Origin of the sequence: Anaeromyxobacter sp. Fw109-5 (assembly GCF_000017505.1) — a bacterium.
GTDB lineage: Bacteria > Myxococcota > Myxococcia > Myxococcales > Anaeromyxobacteraceae > Anaeromyxobacter.
The window spans coordinates 4,431,599-4,446,624 of sequence record NC_009675.1; the positions used below are offsets into that span (position 1 = coordinate 4,431,599).

Below are 15,026 nucleotides of genomic sequence, written 5' to 3' on the forward strand. Positions count from 1 at the left end.
GCGCGGCCTACTCCGCGAGCCCCTCGCCCTTCTGGAACAGGTGCGGGGGATCCCCGCTCGCGGCCGCCTGCGCGCGAGGATCGGGCCCCGCTCCTTCCGTCCGCGCCGGGCCGCGCTCCTCGATCTCGACGCCCCACGCCGGCAGCCCGCCCGCCGGGCTCGCGCCGAGGTTCGCGCGCACCACGAGCCCGGGTCGCACGAGGGAGAAGGCCGTGCCCTCGCACTCCACGAGCGGCCACTCCCCGGTGATCTCGGCGCGGTGCGTCCTCCGGACGGCGAGCAGCCGCCGGTAGTGCTCCCGGAGCGCGCCGTGCCGGCCGTCGCGCCGATGCGTCAGCTTGGAGCGCACGAAGGTCTCCTCCTCCTGCGGATCCGGCACCTCCTCCTCGCCCTCGGCGATGAACTCGTTCTTCCTCCCCTCGGAGACCGCCTTCGCGAGCGCGGGGTCTCCGTGGCTCGTGAAGTACAGGAACGGCCGCTGCTCGCCGTACTCCTCGCCCATGAACAGGAGCGGGAGCCCCGCGCCCAGCACGACGAGGGTCGAGAGCGGATAGAGGGCGTCGAAGGGGACGAGGGTGGAGAGCCGCTCCCCGCGCGGCCGGTTGCCGACCTGGTCGTGGTTCTGCAGGCACGTGACGAACCGCGAGGGCGGCAGCCCCCGGACGTCGGTGCCGTGCCCCCGCTTGCGGTAGGAGGAGCGCTGGCCCTGGTACACGAAGCCCTCCGCGAGCGCGCGCGACACGTCCTCCGGGCGGCCGAAGTCGCCGAGGAAGCGCTGCCGCTCGCCGGTGACGAGCGCGTGCAGCGCGTGGTGGAGATCGTCGGCCCAGACCGCGGACGCGCCCCACCCGCGCGGCGGCGGGTCGAGCACCTTCCGGTCGTTCTCGTCGTTCTCGGCGACGACGTGGACCTCGCGGCCGGCGGCGCGGCCCGCGGCGCGCACGGCCTCGCCGAGCTCCGCGACGAGGTGCGAAGGGGAGTCGTCCGGGATCGCGTGCGTCGCGTCGAGCCGCAGGGCGTCCACGTGGAAGTCGCGGATCCACTGCACCGCCGCGCCGATCATGAAGCCGCGGACCGGCCCGGACGCCCGTCCGTCGAAGTCGAGCCCGTCGCCCCACGGCGATCGGTGACGGTTCGTGAAGTACGGGGCGAGCTCCCCGAGGTAGTTCCCCTCCGGGCCGAGGTGGTTGTAGACGACGTCGAGACACACGGCGAGGCCGAGGCCGTGCGCGCGGTCGACGAAGCGCTGGAGCGCGACCGGGCCGCCGTACGCCTCGTGCACCGCATAGAGCTCGACGCCGTCGTAGCCCCAGTTGCGCGCGCCCGGGAACGGCTGGACGGGCATCAGCTCCACGCAGGTGACGCCGAGGTCCACGAGGTCCGGGAGGCGCGCCGCCCCCGCGTCGAGCGTCCCCTCCGGCGTGAACGTCCCCGCGTGCAGCTCGTAGAAGACGAGCGCCTCGCGCGGGAGGCCCTTCCACGCCCCGTCTCGCCACGCGTGCCGCGCCGGATCGAACAGCTGCGAGGGCCCGTGCACGCCGTCCGGCTGGCGCCGCGACGCGGGGTCCGGCCGGTTCCGGCCGTCCTCCAGCACGAGCTCGTAGCGCGCGCCGTCGCCGGCGCCGGAGACCTCGGCGGCGAACCATCCCCCCTCGCGAGGCTCGAGCGGATGCTCCCGGCCCGAGATGCGGACCGCGATGCTCCTCATCCGCGGGGCCCAGACCTCGAAACGCACGCGGCCGTCGCGCAGGAACGTGGGGCCGTGGGAATGACGCGTCATGTCGGGAAGCTACGCGGCGCAGGGGCGCGGCGGAACCCGTCGACGGCCCATCCGACCACGCCAGGCGGGGTTTACCCGGCAGGCCGTCTGGTCGACATTAAAGGACCCGAATCTCGCACGCGGGGGTCGACGGGGCCCCGCCCGTGCGCTAGCTTGGCCCGCCCCCGGGCAGGTCGAACTCGGCGGAACCCAATCCTTTTCCGCCCAAACCAAAAAAGGAAACCACGGGATGGCTACCTCTTCCGATCGCCCCACGACGAACCCTCATCTCCTCGGCTGGGTCGACGAGATGGCCAAGCTGTGCAAGCCCGATCGCGTCTACTGGTGCGACGGCTCGGAGGCCGAGAAGAAGCGGCTCACGGAGGAGGCGGTCGCCGCGAAGGTCCTGATCCCGCTCGACCAGAAGAAGTGGCCGGGCTGCTACTACCACCACTCGAACCCGAACGACGTGGCCCGCGTCGAGCACCTCACGTTCATCTGCACGCCGACGCGCGAGGAGGCCGGCCCCACCAACAACTGGATGGCGCCGAAGGAGGCCTACCACAAGCTCGGCCAGCTGTTCGAAGGCTCGATGAAGGGCCGAACGATGTACGTGGTGCCGTACATCATGGGCCCCGCGGCGTCGCCCTTCTCGAAGGTCGGCTTCGAGCTCACCGACTCCGTCTACGTCGCCCTGAACATGGGGATCATGACGCGCATGGGGAAGGTCGCGCTCGACCGCCTCGGCCAGTCGAACGAGTTCAACCGCGGCCTCCACTCGGTGCGCGACAGCGACCCCGACAAGCGGTTCATCTGCCACTTCCCCCAGGACAACACGATCTGGTCTGTCGGCTCGGGCTACGGCGGCAACGCGCTGCTCGGCAAGAAGTGTCTCGCGCTCCGCATCGCGAGCTACCTCGCCAGGAACGAGGGCTGGCTCGCCGAGCACATGCTCATCCTCGAGGCGGAGAGCCCGCAGGGTGAGAAGCAGTACGTCGCCGCCGCGTTCCCGTCGGCCTGCGGCAAGACCAACTTCGCCATGATGATCCCGCCCGCCGCGTTCAAGGGCTGGAAGATCCGCACCGTCGGCGACGACATCGCCTGGATGCGGGTCGGCGAGGACGGCCGCCTCTGGGCGGTCAACCCGGAGAACGGCTACTTCGGCGTCGCGCCGGGCACGAACCGGAAGACGAACCCGAACGCGATGGACTCGGTCCGCCAGGACACGCTGTTCACCAACGTCGCGCGCACGGCGGACGGCGACATCTGGTGGGAGGGCTGGGACAGCGAGCCGCCCGCCGAGCTCATCGACTGGAAGGGCCAGCCCTGGAAGAAGGGCTCGAAGGAGAAGGCGGCGCACCCGAACAGCCGCTTCACGGCGCCGGCGAGGAACAACCCGGCGCTCTCGCCCTCCGTCGACGATCCGAAGGGCGTGCCCATCTCGGCGCTGATCTTCGGCGGCCGCCGCTCCACCACCGTGCCGCTCGTGCTCGAGGCCTTCAACTGGACGCACGGCGTCTACCTCGGCGCGACCATGGGGTCGGAGACCACGGCCGCCGCCACCGGCGCGGTCGGGATCGTCCGCCGCGACCCGATGGCGATGCTGCCCTTCTGCGGCTACGACGCGGGCACCTACTTCCAGCACTGGCTCGACATGCAGTCGCGCATCCCGAACCCGCCGAAGGTCTACATGGTGAACTGGTTCCGGAAGAGCGACGACGGCAAGTTCCTCTGGCCCGGCTACGGCGACAACATGCGCGTCCTGAAGTGGATGCTCGATCGCGCCGCCGGCCGCGTGGGGGCGCAGGAGACGCTGCTCGGCAACACGCCCAAGGCCGGCGACCTCGACCTCTCCGGCATCGACGCCACGCCGGAGGCGGTCTCCGCGGCCACCCGCATCGACCTGGGCGAGTGGGAGCAGGAGCTCGAGTCGCAGGCGGAGTGGTTCGACAAGCTGGGCGAGACGCTGCCCCGGCCCATCGCGCTCCAGCGCGAGCTCCTGCTCGAGCGCGTCCGCGCGGCGCGCAAGGTGAAGTAGCGCCCACCCGGCGCCGGCTCCGCGGGCCCGGCCGCTCGGCGGTCGGGCCCGCGCCGTCTGGAGCGGGGACGGCGTCCCGTCCCGTCGCGCCACGAGCCGCCACTCCCGCTCCCTGGCCGTTAGACTCGGTGCATGTGCACCCTTGCCCTCGCCTACCAGACCGACCGCCGCTGGCCGCTCGTGGTGGCCGCGAACCGCGACGAGCGGCTCGGCCGTCCGTCCGACACCTGGCGGCTGCGCCAGCTGCCCGACGGCGGACGGTACGCGGCCCCGCGGGACGCGCTGGCCGGCGGCACCTGGATCGGCCTGTCGAGCCGCGGCGTCTTCGCGGCCCTGACCAACTACCACGCGCCCGTCGCCTGGTACCCCGACCTCGACCGCCGCTCCCGGGGCGAGCTCGTTCCGCTGGCGCTCGCCGCGGGCTCCGCCGCGGCCGCGCGCGCCGCGCTCTCCGCGCTCGAGGCGGCCGCCTGGAACCCGTTCCACCTCGTGGTCGCCGACGGCGACGCCGCGTTCGTGTGGTGGTACGACGGCGAGCGGGCGGGCCTCGAGCCGCTCGGTCGCGGACTGCACGTCGTGACCGAGAACGCCTGGGACGGCCGCTGCCCGCGCGCGGAGCTCGTCCGCACGCGCTGGCCGCTCGACCCGGCCGTCGAGCGGCTGCGTGAGGTGCTCACGATCCACGCGCCCGCCGCGGGCCCGAGCGGCGCGCCCGACCGGCGCGCCACCTGCATCCACATGGACCCGGACTACGGCACCCGCTCCTCCAGCGTGCTGCGCCTGACCGGAGATCTCTCCACCTCCGAGCTCTGGATCAGCGACGTCCGCCCCTGCCTGGGTCCGCTCGAGGACCGCTCGGCGCTCGCGATCGAGCTCGCGCGCATCGCTTGACGCGCCCGGCCCGGCGCGACATGTAAAGCGCCGCATGGGCCTCCTCGACCGCATGTCCTTCAAGAAGCAGGAAGTGGAACCGCCCGAGGCGATCGACGTCGTCGACGACGGCGTGCGCATCCTCTGGCCGGGCGGACCCGAGGTGACCGTGCCACACCTCCGCCTGCGCGACTTCTGCCCGTGCGCCGGGTGCGTCGAGGAGGGGACGGGGAAGAAGATCCTGGACCCCGCCACCATCCCCGCCGACATCCGCCCGCTCGAGCTCGAGGCCATCGGCAGCTACGCGATCCGCATCCGCTGGTCGGACGGTCACGACACCGGGCTCTACACCTGGGAGACGCTGCGCCGCGCGTCGGGGTTGTAGCAGCGGGTGGCCCCCAGCGGCTCCGCCGCTGGGGCGGGGACGCAGTCGAGCCATCACTCTAGGTCATGTCGCGGGAGGGCCCCGCGCGAAGCGCGGGAGGGGCGGAGCCCCTCCGGCGGGGAACCTGCGCGCACCCGCGTCAGCGGGCGCGCAGGTTCACGGGCCCCGCCGAGCAGGGGGTGGGGCCCCAGCGGCTCCGCCGCTGGGGCGGGGGACGCAGTCGAGCCATCACTCTAGGTCATGTCGCGGGAGGGCCCCGCGCGAAGCGCGGGAGGGGCGGAGCCCCTCCGGCGGGGAACCTGCGCGCACCCGCGTCAGCGGGCGCGCAGGTTCACGGGCCCCGCCGAGCAGGGGGTGGGGCCCCAGCGGCTCCGCCGCTGGGGCGGGGGACGCAGTCGAGCCATCACTCTAGGTCATGTCGCGGGAGGGCCCCGCGCGAAGCGCGGGAGGGGCGGAGCCCCTCCGGCGGGGAACCTGCGCGCACCCGCGTCAGCGGCCGCGCAGGTTCACGGGCCCCGCCGAGCAGGGGGTGGGGCCCCAGCGGCTCCGCCGCTGGGGCGGGGGACGCAGTCCCCCGTGAGATCAGACGTACGCCCGAGGCGGCGCCTCCACCGGCGCGTACCTGTTCACCTCGGGCGCGTGCCCCTCGCGGCCGTGTCCGAACTTCACCGCGCGAGGATCGCCGCGTCCGCCGCGCAGGGCGTGCACGAGCAGGCGGACGGTGGTGGTGTCGGCGTGGCCGGCGGCGGCGTCCGCGACGAGCACGTCCGCGGCGCCGCGCGCGCTGTAGGCAGCGGACCGGAAGGCGCGCGGCTGAGTCAGGGCGGCGAACGCGCTCGCGACCGACACCACCTCGATCGACCGTGACGGCGGCGCGCCCAGCGCGGGGTAGCCCTGACCGCACCGCCAGTGATGGCTGCGCGCCGCTGCGACGGCGGGGTGGGCGCCGAGCACGCGCGCGAGGTGGTACGCGCCGGTGAGCGGGTGCGCCGCGATGCGAAGCGCGTCCTCGCGCGGCAGGCGCTCGGGCGGCTCGCGGAGCTTCCTCGGCAGGTGGCGCATGCCGAGATCGTGCAGGAGCGCCGCCGCGGCGAGATCGGGGAGGCCGCGGGCGGGGCCGACCACCAGCAGCAGCATCCGCACCGCCACGGCGGCGGTCGCGAAGGCGTGGGCGTGCAGGGCGGGCTGCTCGCGCCGGGCGTGGACCAGCTCCTCGACGAGCACGTCCGGGAGCATGGCGCTCTCGATCACGCGCTGGACCGCCTCGCGCGCGGAGTCCCCGTGGAAGAGGTGCCGGTACGTCGCGTCGGTCAGCGGCGCGAGGACGTCGCGCTCCAGCGCGGTCTCCGCCAGCCGCTGCCGGTGGGCCCCCGGCGCGCCCTGCGCCACCTCCGCGATCGCCTCCGGCGAGATCACCGTCCCGCGCCGCGCCACGATCGCGCCGCGGCAATCCAGGAGGTCCTCGGTGAGCGTGAGGCGATCGAACATGTCGCCCGATCCAACCTAGCAGAGCGGCTCGCGTCGCGGGGGACGGGCCCCAACCAGAGCCGCGGCGCACCCCGCAGGAGGGAGCCGCGGGGCGTGGGAGCGGTCGTGCCTTGGAGGGGGACCCGCGCTCCTCGGCGTCAGCGGCGGCGCCTCGAGATCTCGCGATCCATCTCGCGCTTCGTCTCGCGCTCGGCGATGGCGTGGCGCCGATCCTCGTGCGAGCGCCCCTTCGCGAGCCCGAGCTCGACCTTCGCCCAGCCCTGCTTGAAGTAGAGCCTGAGCGGAACGAGCGTGTAGCCTCGCTGCTCGATCTTTCCCTTCACGCGGTCGAGCTCGGGCCGGTTCATGAGGAGCTTGCGGTCGCGCAGCGGCTCGTGCCCGAAGTGGGCCGCCTGCTTGTACTCGCCGATCCGGCAGTTCACGAGGAACAGCTCGTCTCCTCTCGGCAGGGCGTAAGCGTCGGACAGGTTGACGTTCCCCTCCCGCAGCGACTTCACCTCGCTGCCCGTGAGGACGAGCCCCGCCTCCCACGAATCCTCGATCGTGAAGTCGAACCGGGCGCGGCGGTTCGTCGCGACGATCTTCTCCCCCTCGGCGCCCCGCCCCCGCGCGCCCCCCGCTCCCTTGGCGCTCATGGCAGCCGGAGGTTGTCGATGAGGCGCGTCGCGCCGACCTGGGCGGCGACGAGCATGACGCACCCGGGATCCGCCCGAGGCACGGGGGCGAGCGAGTCGGGGTGCACGATCTCGACGTAGTCCACCCGCGCCCCCGCGTCCTCCAGGCGGGCGCGCGCGCGGGCGCGGAGCGAGGCCGCGTCCCGCTCGCCCCCGCCGGCGAGTTCGGCCGCCTCGCGGAGCGCGCGGGAGAGCGCGAGCGCGCGGCCGCGCTCCTCCGGCGAGAGGTAGACGTTGCGGGAAGAGCGGGCGAGCCCGTCCGGCTCGCGCACGATGGGCATGCCCACGACCTCGACGTTCATGGCGAGGTCGCGCACCATCGCGCGGATCACCGCCAGCTGCTGGTAGTCCTTCTCCCCGAACAGCGCGACGTGCGGCCGGGTGAGGTTGAACAGCTTCGCGACGACGGTCGCGACGCCACGGAAGTGCCCTGGCCTCGACGCGCCGCAGAGCCCCTGCGACACCCCCTCGACCGTGACCCACGTCTGGAAGTCGGGCGGGAACACCGCCCTCGGGTCGGCCGGCGCGAGGACCCAGTCGATGCCGGCGGCCGCGCACTTCGCGAGGTCGCCCTGGAGGTCGCGCGGGTAGCGGGAGAGGTCCTCGCCCGCGCCGAACTGCGTCGGGTTCACGAAGATGCTGGCGACGGCGAGGCCGCGCCGTCCCCCCTCGTCCGCGCGGGCGCGCGCCGCGCGCAGGAGCGAGAGGTGCCCGTCGTGAAGGAACCCCATCGTCGGGACGAGCGCGAGGCGGGCGCCGCCGTCGCGCGCCGCGAAGCAGCGCGCCTGCCAGGCGGCGGGGTCGGTGATGAGCTCGGGTGCGTTCATCTCGGGAGGAGCGGTCGCGCCGGCGCCGGCGCAGCTCGCTTAGACCGGCGCGCCCATGACGCCGCCCGACGGCTCGCCGTCGTCCTCGTCGACGGGGGCGGCCGGCACGAGGCGCACGGTGGAGGAGTGGAAGCTGTGGGCGTCGTCCGGGAAGACGCGGCGCTTCACCTCGCCCACGTACGCGCCCACCGCGGTGGAGATCGCCTGCCCGATCTCGCCGAAGCGCTTCACGAACTTGGGCGTGAACGCGTCGTCCATGCCGAGGAGGTCGTTCAGCACGAGCACCTGCCCGTCGCAGTGCAGGCCCGCGCCGATGCCGATGGTGGGGATGCGCAGCTGGCTCGAGATGATCCGTGCGAGCTCCGCGGGGATGCACTCGAGCACGATGGCGTAGCACCCCGCGAGCTCGAGCGCGCGCGCGTCGCGCAGGAGCTGCTGCGCCTTCTCGGAGTCCTTCCCCTGCACGACGTAGCCGCCCATGCGGTGCACCGCCTGCGGGGTGAGGCCGATGTGGCCCATCACCGGCACGCCGGCGCGCGCGATGCGGCGGATGACCTCGACGAACTCCGCGCCGCCCTCGAGCTTCACCGACTCGACGCCGCCCTCGGCCACGAGGCGCATCGCGGACTTCACCGCCTCGTCCGCGCTCGCCTGGTAGCTGCCGAACGGCATGTCGCCCACGAGGTGGGCGCGGCCCGAGGAGCGCGCGAGCCCGCGCCGCACGGCGGCCGAGTGGTAGATCATGTGCTCCAGCGTGACGGGCAGGGTGGACTCGTGCCCCTGCACCACCATGCCGAGCGAGTCGCCGACGAGCACCACGTCGACGCCCGCGGCGTCGGCGAGGCGGGCGGCGGTCGCGTCGTAGGCCGTGACGACGGCGATCTTCTCGCCGGCGTCCTTCATCCTGCGCAGCTCGTGGATCGTGACGCGCCTGCGCGGCGCGGTCTGGCTCGACATGGCTCGCTTCCTCCGGTGTAGGCCCCGTAGGCGGGGTCCTGCCCTTTCGCGAGATTACGCCATCCTTAATACGTCCGGGTGGCCATCGGCACGTAATGCTGGGTGCCCTTGCGGTGCCGACGGATCACCGCGAGGAGCGTCTCGAGGTCCTCAGGGTTCTGCTCGGGGTCGATGTCGCTCGTGTTCACGACGAGGAGCGGGGTCTCGTCGTAGTGGAAGAAGAAGTCGTTGTAGGACTTCGCGAGCGTCGCGAGGTAGTCGGCGTCCACGGAGCGCTCGAAGTCCCGGCCGCGGCGGCGGACGCGCGAGAGGAGCACGTCGGCACGCGCCTGCAGGTACACGACCAGATCGGGCTTCACGGTGCGCGGGCCGAGCAGCTCGTAGACCCGGTCGTACAGGGCGAGCTCGTCCGCCGACAGCGTGAGCGCCGCGAAGATGCGGTCCTTCGCGAACAGGTAGTCGGCGATGGTGGACTGGGTGAACAGGTCCTGCTGGAAGAGCGCCTGCTGCTGCTGGAAGCGCGACAGCAGGAAGAAGAGCTGCGCCTGGAAGGCGTGCTTGCGGCGGTCGCCGTAGAAGCTCGCGAGGAACGGGTTCTCCTCCGCGTGCTCGAGGACGAGGCGGGCGCCGAGCCGCTCCGCGAGCGCCTGCGCGAGCGCCGTCTTGCCGACGCCGATCGGTCCCTCGACCGCGATGTACCTGGGCCGCTCCATGTCCGGGAAGCGTGGCAGCTTGCCACGCGTGGGGCGCGCCTCGCAAGGCGGCGGGATGCCTCGGGACTGAAAGGGGTCCTCGAGTGGTACCGTGACAAAACGATCGTGGATCCCGTGATCCTCCGATCAGGGTTCCCATTGACAGCGCATGTCACGCCACGTATCGTCATGACGCTTTCGCAGTGCGTGCAGACGAGAACCGGAGGCAGCGCGAGATGGCCAACCGAGTCGCGACGCGGGACCGCACCGTGACGGTGAACGAGACGGTCGAGGACCCGGTCGACCCGGCCTTCCACCGGGCCATCCTCAAGATCGCGCTCGAGCTCAAGAAGCCGAACGCGCCGAGCTACGACGCGATCGTGGCGAGCACCATCCGCTCGATGCGGCTCGACCCGGTCGCCTTCCGGCGCTACCTCGGCGAGAACGGCGCCCGGGGGATGAGCCTGCTCCTCGCCACCGCACGCACGACCTTCGGCTCCTAGGGGGCCTCGAGTTTCACGGGCGCCCTCCCGACTGATGGTCGTGGGCGGGCGGAGATAGCGGGTGGGCGCCCGTGAATTACGGCGAACGATACCGGGCCTGCGGCGGGCGTCCTCGCTCGTCGCGCCTGCGCCGTACGGAGGCAGTACGGCTCGGCACTCCTCGCTGCGGGTGCCCGCCTCGGCTCCGGTCTCGTTCGCCTGCGGATGACGAGCGGGCCCGTTCATCCCGAGCGTACGTTCCTGCGCGTAGCGCGGGAACCGGAGTCGAGGGACGGTCTCGTACGCCTGCGGATGACGAGCGTCGGCTCCCGTCTCGTGTGCCTCACGAAACGGTGGTGCTCCGGGAGTCCGATCCGCTCGCCCTGAGCCTGTCGAAGGGCGAGCGGTGCGCGGCTCGACTCGAGCGGCCAGGCGATCAGGTCCCCAGCGCGCGGTCCAGGGCGGCCCACTCCTCGACGGTGAGGGTCTCGCCGCGGCGGCCGGGGTCGAGCCCGGCGGCCTGGAGCGCGCGAGAGAGCGCCTCCTCCGGCACGACCTTCCCAGCGCGCAGCGCGTTCCCGAGCGTCTTGCGCCGCTGGGCGAAGCCGGCCTTCACGAGCCGGCGGAAGCGCCCCGGATCCGCGACGGCGAGCCCCTCGCCGGGCGGACGGAAGATCGCGCACAGCACGGCGCTGTCCACGTTCGGCGGCGGCACGAAGGCGCCGGAGGGGACGATCCGCTCGACGGAGACGTCCGCCTCGCGCTGCAGCAGCACGGAGGCGACGCCCCAGTCGCGGCTTCCCGGCGGCGCCGCGAGCCGCTCCGCCACCTCGCGCTGGAGGAGGAAGACCGCGCGCGAGACGTGCTCGAGCTGGTCGAGCAGCGAGAACAGGATGGGGCTCGTGAGGTGGTAGGGCAGGTTGCCGACGACGGCGATACGAGGGGTCGGGGTCGGGGTCCGAGTTGGGGTCGGGGTCGGGGTCGGGGTCGGGGTCGAGGTCGAGGTCGAGGTCGAGGTCGGGGTCGGGGTCGGGGTCGCGGTCGGGGTCGGGGTCGGGGTCGGGGTCGAGGTCGAGGTCGAGGTCGCGGTCGGGGTCGGGGTCGGGGTCGGGGTCGCGGTCGCGGTCGCGGTCGGGGTCGGGGTCGCAGTCGACTCGAACATCCGCGCGACCTCCCCGTAGTCGAGCCGCGCCGCGTCCGCCTCGAGGAGCCGCAGCCGGTCGCCGAGCTCGCCGCGCAGCACGCGGACCATGTCGCGGTCGCGCTCGACGGCGATCACCTCGGCGCCGCGCGCGAGCAGCCGCGCGGTGAGGTGGCCCAGCCCGGCGCCGAGCTCGACCACCGGGTCGCCAGGCCGCGGCGCGGCGAGGCGGGCGATGTCGTCCAGGATCGCCTCGTCGCCGAGGAAGTTCTGGCCCCAGCTCTTCTTCGCCCGGAGGCCGTACTTGTCGAGCAGCGCGCGGGGGCTCGGGTGCCGGCGCGGGGCGGAGGGAGAGGGGCTCGTCACAGGCGCCAGGCCGGATCCGCGTTGAGGTCGGCGCCCGCGCGCTCGCCGCGGAGGAACGCGTGCGTGCCGGCGACTGCGATCATCGCCGCGTTGTCCGTGCAGAGCCTGGGGGCGGGCAGGAACACCTCCATCCCCTCGTACTCCCGCGCGCGCTCGGCCACCGCGCCGCGCAGCCGGCTGTTCGCGGCGACGCCGCCCGAGAGCACGAGCCTGTCGTACTGCAGGCGGCGCGCGGCGCGGAACGCCTTCTCGACCAGAGCGCGGACGATCGCCTCCTGGTAGCTCGCGCACAGATCGGCGAGCCCCTTGCCCTCGGGCAGGCCGTGCTTCTTCACGTGGTGGAGCAGCGCCGTCTTCAGGCCGGAGAAGCTGAAGTCGAGGTCCGCGCCCTTCACGATCGCCTTCGGGAAGCGGATGGCGCGCGCGTCGCCCTCCTTCGCCAGCCGGTCGATGGCCACGCCTCCGGGGTACGGCAGCCCGAGCAGCTTCGCGCCCTTGTCGAACGCCTCGCCCGCGGCGTCGTCGCGGGTCTGGCCGAGCAGCCGGTAGTCGCCGAACCCGTGCGCCGCGTAGAGCGAGGTGTGGCCACCGGAGACCACGAGCCCGAGGTACGGGAAGGCCGGGGCGGTCTCGGAGAGGAAGGCGGCCACGAGGTGGCCCTCGAGGTGGTTGACGCGCACGAGCGGCTTCTGCCACGCGAGCGCGAGCGCCTTGGCGGCCTGGACGCCGACGAGGAGCGCGCCCACCAGGCCGGGGCCGCTCGTGACCGCGATGGCGTCGAGGCCGTCCGGACCGACGCCGGCCCGGGAGAGCGCCTCGTCCACCACCGGCATCACCTGGACGACGTGGTTCCTGCTCGCGAGCTCGGGCACCACCCCGCCCCACCGGCGGTGGATGTCGATCTGCGTGGAGATCACGTCCGCGAGCGCCCGCCGCCCGTCCTCGACGATGGCGGCCGCGGTCTCGTCGCAGGAGGTCTCGATCGCGAGGATCCTCATCCGGAGATCCTGGTTTCCAGGTGATTCATGCGGCCGGGAACCTAACCCGGACGCGCCCCGGGGGCGAGCGGGTCGCCCTATTGCGCTACCTGAGCTGCTTCGCGAGGATCTCGCGCACCGCGCGCGCCTGCTCGCCGTTGGGCGCGAGCTGGAGGAAGCGCTGGTAGGCGGCGCGCGCCTGCGGGATCTTCCCCTCCGCCTGCTTCACCTCCCCGAGGAGCAGCCAGGCGGGCGCGTACCGTCCGTCCACCGCGATGGCCTCCTCGAGCGCGCGGAGGGCTTCCGCCGAGCGGTTCGCGTCGTACAGGGCCCGGGCCAGGCCGACGTTCGCCGGCCCGGTCGAGCGCAGCGCCACCGCGCGACGGTAATCCGCGACCGCATCGACGAACCGCCCGGCGTCGTACTTGCGCTCCGCGGCGGCCAGGACGCGGCGGTAGTCGGCCTCGGTCGGCCCTCGACTCTGCTCCGCCGCGGTCGGCTCGGGGTGAGCGGCCGCTTGGTCCACGGTCGGGGTCCCTCGACTGCGCGTCTCCGATGTCGCGGAGACGCTGCGCTCGGGATGACCGGCCACAGGAGATCCGGTCGGGGTCGCGGTCTCTCTACTGCGCGTCTCCGCTGTCGCGGAGACGCTACGCTCGGGATGACCGGCCACAGGAGATCCGGTCGGCGTCGCGGTCTCTCTACTGCGCGTCTCCGCTGTCGCGGAGACGCGGCGCTCGGGATGACCGGCCACAGGAGATCCGGCGGGGGTCGGGGTCTCGGTCCCCTCTCCTCCCCTCATCATCACGAACGCTCCGCCGGCGATCGCCACCACGCCGAGCGCCGCGAGCACGATCGGCGTGGCCGAGCGACGGGACGGCGGACGCGTGGGGGCATTCCGGACGGCGGCGCGCAGCGGATCGACCGGCGGGGCGGGAGCGGAGTAGGAAGCCGTCGCCGCAGCGCTCGGCTGCGGCGCGCCGCGCGGCGTCGAGGGCGTCGAGAGCGAAGGAGGCAAGGGCAGCGTCCCGGGAGGCGGGACGGGGATCGAGTACCTCCCGTGCTGGAAGACGTGCGCCGGCGGCGGGGTCGGCGCCGGACGGTCCAGCGCAGTGGGGCGCTCCGCCTCCGGCGCGGGCGGCGCCGCGGCTGGCTCGTGAGCCGGCAGCTCCGGCTGCACGCGACGAGGGGTCGCCGCGACGGGGCCGGCGAACCAGTCCACCCCCTGGGCATCGGCGGCGGATGGCGCGGGCGACGCCGGCTCCGCGGCCGGCTCCGCCTCCGGCTCCGGCGGCTCCGCTGGCCGGAGCGCGTCGGGCGGCGGCGAAGACGTGGGCTCCGGCGGGGTCGCGGCCGGAGGCGGAGGCGCCTGCACCTCGCGGAGGATCCCCTCGAAGAAGAGCTTGGAGATCACGCCGGCCGCGGCGAGATCGTCGTAGTCCGCCTCCTCCACGACCTGCTCGAGCGTCCGCCGCCCGTCGAACAGCCGGAGCAGCGTGTTCACGTCGTCCGGGATCTCCGCGAGGCGGTCCGCGAGGAGCGCGTCGTCGATCTCGAACACCTTGTCGAGGGCCGGCAGCTGCTCGACGATGCGACCCCACTCGTCGATGCGCCGCATCCCCTCCATCAGCAGGCCCTGCGTGGAGACGGGGATCCGCTCCTCACGATCGATCGGCTTGAACTCGATCGCGAACTCCCCATCCTGCCAGTTGAGGAGCCGGTAGAACGCGTTCTCGCCGGAGAGCTTCCCGCCGAGCTCGCAGTCGACGATCCGGCCGTCGCGGAAGTAGCAGATCGCGAGCGCGCCCCGCTTGCTGCGGACGTGCAGCGCGCCCGACTTCTTCCCCATCTCCAGCGTCTGGACGAGGTCCACGACGCCCATGTCCGAGAGGCTGCCCGCGAAGCTCGCCCTGAGATCCTTCTTCTCGAGGCGCTCCTTCTCGCGCTTCTCGAGGAGGATCTTCACGCGGGTGACGATCTCCTTGATGTAGATGGGCTTCGTCAGGTAGTCCTCGACGCCCAACTCGAGGCCCTTCACCTTGAACTCGACCGACTTCTGCCCGGTCAGGAAGATGAACGGGGTCCCGCGGTGCCGGTCGTCCTCCTTCAGCCGCCGGCAGAGCTCGAACCCGTCCATCTCCGGCATCTTCGTGTCGGACAGGATGAGATCCGGCGGGGAGATGGCGCACTTCTCCAGCGCGTCGCGGCCGTTCACCGCGGTGGTCACGGAGAAGCCCGCCTTCTTGAGGGAGACCTCCATCACCCGCAGTGACTTCGGGTCTCCGTCGACGAGGAGCAGGTGCTGCTTCGCCAAGCTGTGGCCTTTCCGCGCCGCCGGCGGCGCCGTCGGCTGATCTCGCCCCGGATCGA

The 15,026-nt window shown here is 73.1% G+C and carries 13 protein-coding genes; 4 read left to right on the plus strand and 9 right to left on the minus strand.

Going from position 1 to position 15,026, the window contains the following annotated elements; genetic code table 11:
• Positions 1-7: 7 nt before the first annotated feature.
• Positions 8-1,780 (minus strand): malto-oligosyltrehalose trehalohydrolase, encoded by a 1,773-nt coding sequence (treZ, locus tag ANAE109_RS19505; protein WP_012098612.1) that lies wholly within the window; start codon positions 1,778-1,780, stop codon positions 8-10.
• A 229-nt stretch (positions 1,781-2,009) separates the two neighbouring features.
• On the opposite strand from treZ, the gene ANAE109_RS19510 reads away from it, so the two are divergent.
• From ANAE109_RS19510 to ANAE109_RS19520, 3 genes are all read left to right on the plus strand, one after another.
• On the plus strand, positions 2,010-3,797 hold the full coding sequence (locus ANAE109_RS19510; protein ID WP_012098613.1) for a phosphoenolpyruvate carboxykinase (GTP): 1,788 nt from the start codon (positions 2,010-2,012) through the stop codon (positions 3,795-3,797).
• 132 nt (positions 3,798-3,929) lie between these two features.
• Positions 3,930-4,688 carry an NRDE family protein gene (locus ANAE109_RS19515; RefSeq protein ID WP_012098614.1) on the plus strand — a complete coding sequence of 253 codons (759 nt, stop codon included), beginning with the start codon at positions 3,930-3,932 and terminating at the stop codon, positions 4,686-4,688.
• A gap of 34 nt (positions 4,689-4,722) precedes the next feature.
• Positions 4,723-5,052, plus strand: a complete 330-nt coding sequence (locus tag ANAE109_RS19520; protein WP_012098615.1) for a DUF971 domain-containing protein — start codon at positions 4,723-4,725, stop codon at positions 5,050-5,052.
• A 582-nt stretch (positions 5,053-5,634) separates the two neighbouring features.
• On the opposite strand, the gene ANAE109_RS19525 is transcribed toward ANAE109_RS19520, so the two are convergent.
• The 5 genes from ANAE109_RS19525 to ANAE109_RS19545 all read right to left on the minus strand — a co-directional run bounded on the left by ANAE109_RS19525 (position 5,635) and on the right by ANAE109_RS19545 (position 9,711).
• A complete protein-coding gene (locus ANAE109_RS19525) occupies positions 5,635-6,540 on the minus strand; it encodes an HD domain-containing phosphohydrolase (protein WP_012098616.1) in 906 nt (301 codons plus the stop codon).
• Between the two features lie 137 nt (positions 6,541-6,677).
• On the minus strand, positions 6,678-7,175 hold the full coding sequence (smpB, locus tag ANAE109_RS19530; RefSeq protein ID WP_012098617.1) for an SsrA-binding protein SmpB: 498 nt from the start codon (positions 7,173-7,175) through the stop codon (positions 6,678-6,680).
• On the minus strand, positions 7,172-8,041 hold the full coding sequence (gene panC, locus ANAE109_RS19535; RefSeq protein WP_012098618.1) for a pantoate--beta-alanine ligase: 870 nt from the start codon (positions 8,039-8,041) through the stop codon (positions 7,172-7,174). The genes smpB and panC overlap by 4 nt, the downstream gene beginning before the upstream one ends.
• A gap of 39 nt (positions 8,042-8,080) precedes the next feature.
• A complete protein-coding gene (gene panB, locus ANAE109_RS19540; protein WP_012098619.1) occupies positions 8,081-8,998 on the minus strand; it encodes a 3-methyl-2-oxobutanoate hydroxymethyltransferase in 918 nt (305 codons plus the stop codon).
• Between the two features lie 65 nt (positions 8,999-9,063).
• Positions 9,064-9,711: a deoxynucleoside kinase gene (locus tag ANAE109_RS19545; protein ID WP_012098620.1), complete on the minus strand. Its 648-nt coding sequence runs from the start codon at positions 9,709-9,711 to the stop codon at positions 9,064-9,066.
• A 215-nt stretch (positions 9,712-9,926) separates the two neighbouring features.
• On the opposite strand from ANAE109_RS19545, the gene ANAE109_RS19550 reads away from it, so the two are divergent.
• On the plus strand, positions 9,927-10,193 hold the full coding sequence (locus tag ANAE109_RS19550; protein WP_012098621.1) for a hypothetical protein: 267 nt from the start codon (positions 9,927-9,929) through the stop codon (positions 10,191-10,193).
• Positions 10,194-10,608: 415 nt separating this feature from the next.
• Here ANAE109_RS19550 and ANAE109_RS19555 read toward each other — a convergent pair whose 3' ends face one another.
• The 3 genes from ANAE109_RS19555 to ANAE109_RS19565 form a co-directional block, all read right to left on the minus strand.
• Positions 10,609-11,679: an rRNA adenine dimethyltransferase family protein gene (locus tag ANAE109_RS19555; protein ID WP_012098622.1), complete on the minus strand. Its 1,071-nt coding sequence runs from the start codon at positions 11,677-11,679 to the stop codon at positions 10,609-10,611.
• Complete coding sequence (gene tsaD, locus ANAE109_RS19560; RefSeq protein WP_012098623.1) at positions 11,676-12,677, minus strand: tRNA (adenosine(37)-N6)-threonylcarbamoyltransferase complex transferase subunit TsaD; 1,002 nt, start codon at positions 12,675-12,677, stop codon at positions 11,676-11,678. Before tsaD ends, ANAE109_RS19555 begins: the two co-directional genes overlap by 4 nt.
• An 85-nt stretch (positions 12,678-12,762) precedes the next feature.
• A complete protein-coding gene (locus ANAE109_RS19565) occupies positions 12,763-14,970 on the minus strand; it encodes a response regulator (protein WP_012098624.1) in 2,208 nt (735 codons plus the stop codon).
• Between the last annotated feature and the right edge of the window lie 56 nt (positions 14,971-15,026).

Coding starts and splice junctions, on each gene's coding strand:
- ANAE109_RS19525 (WP_012098616.1), bottom strand. CDS start 6,540: ATGTTCGATCGCCTCACGCTCACCGAGGACCTCCTGGATTGCCGCGGC.
- panC (WP_012098618.1), bottom strand. CDS start 8,041: ATGAACGCACCCGAGCTCATCACCGACCCCGCCGCCTGGCAGGCGCGC.
- tsaD (WP_012098623.1), bottom strand. CDS start 12,677: ATGAGGATCCTCGCGATCGAGACCTCCTGCGACGAGACCGCGGCCGCC.
- panB (WP_012098619.1), bottom strand. CDS start 8,998: ATGTCGAGCCAGACCGCGCCGCGCAGGCGCGTCACGATCCACGAGCTG.
- ANAE109_RS19550 (WP_012098621.1), top strand. CDS start 9,927: ATGGCCAACCGAGTCGCGACGCGGGACCGCACCGTGACGGTGAACGAG.
- ANAE109_RS19515 (WP_012098614.1), top strand. CDS start 3,930: ATGTGCACCCTTGCCCTCGCCTACCAGACCGACCGCCGCTGGCCGCTC.
- ANAE109_RS19520 (WP_012098615.1), top strand. CDS start 4,723: ATGGGCCTCCTCGACCGCATGTCCTTCAAGAAGCAGGAAGTGGAACCG.
- ANAE109_RS19545 (WP_012098620.1), bottom strand. CDS start 9,711: ATGGAGCGGCCCAGGTACATCGCGGTCGAGGGACCGATCGGCGTCGGC.
- smpB (WP_012098617.1), bottom strand. CDS start 7,175: ATGAGCGCCAAGGGAGCGGGGGGCGCGCGGGGGCGGGGCGCCGAGGGG.
- ANAE109_RS19510 (WP_012098613.1), top strand. CDS start 2,010: ATGGCTACCTCTTCCGATCGCCCCACGACGAACCCTCATCTCCTCGGC.
- treZ (WP_012098612.1), bottom strand. CDS start 1,780: ATGACGCGTCATTCCCACGGCCCCACGTTCCTGCGCGACGGCCGCGTG.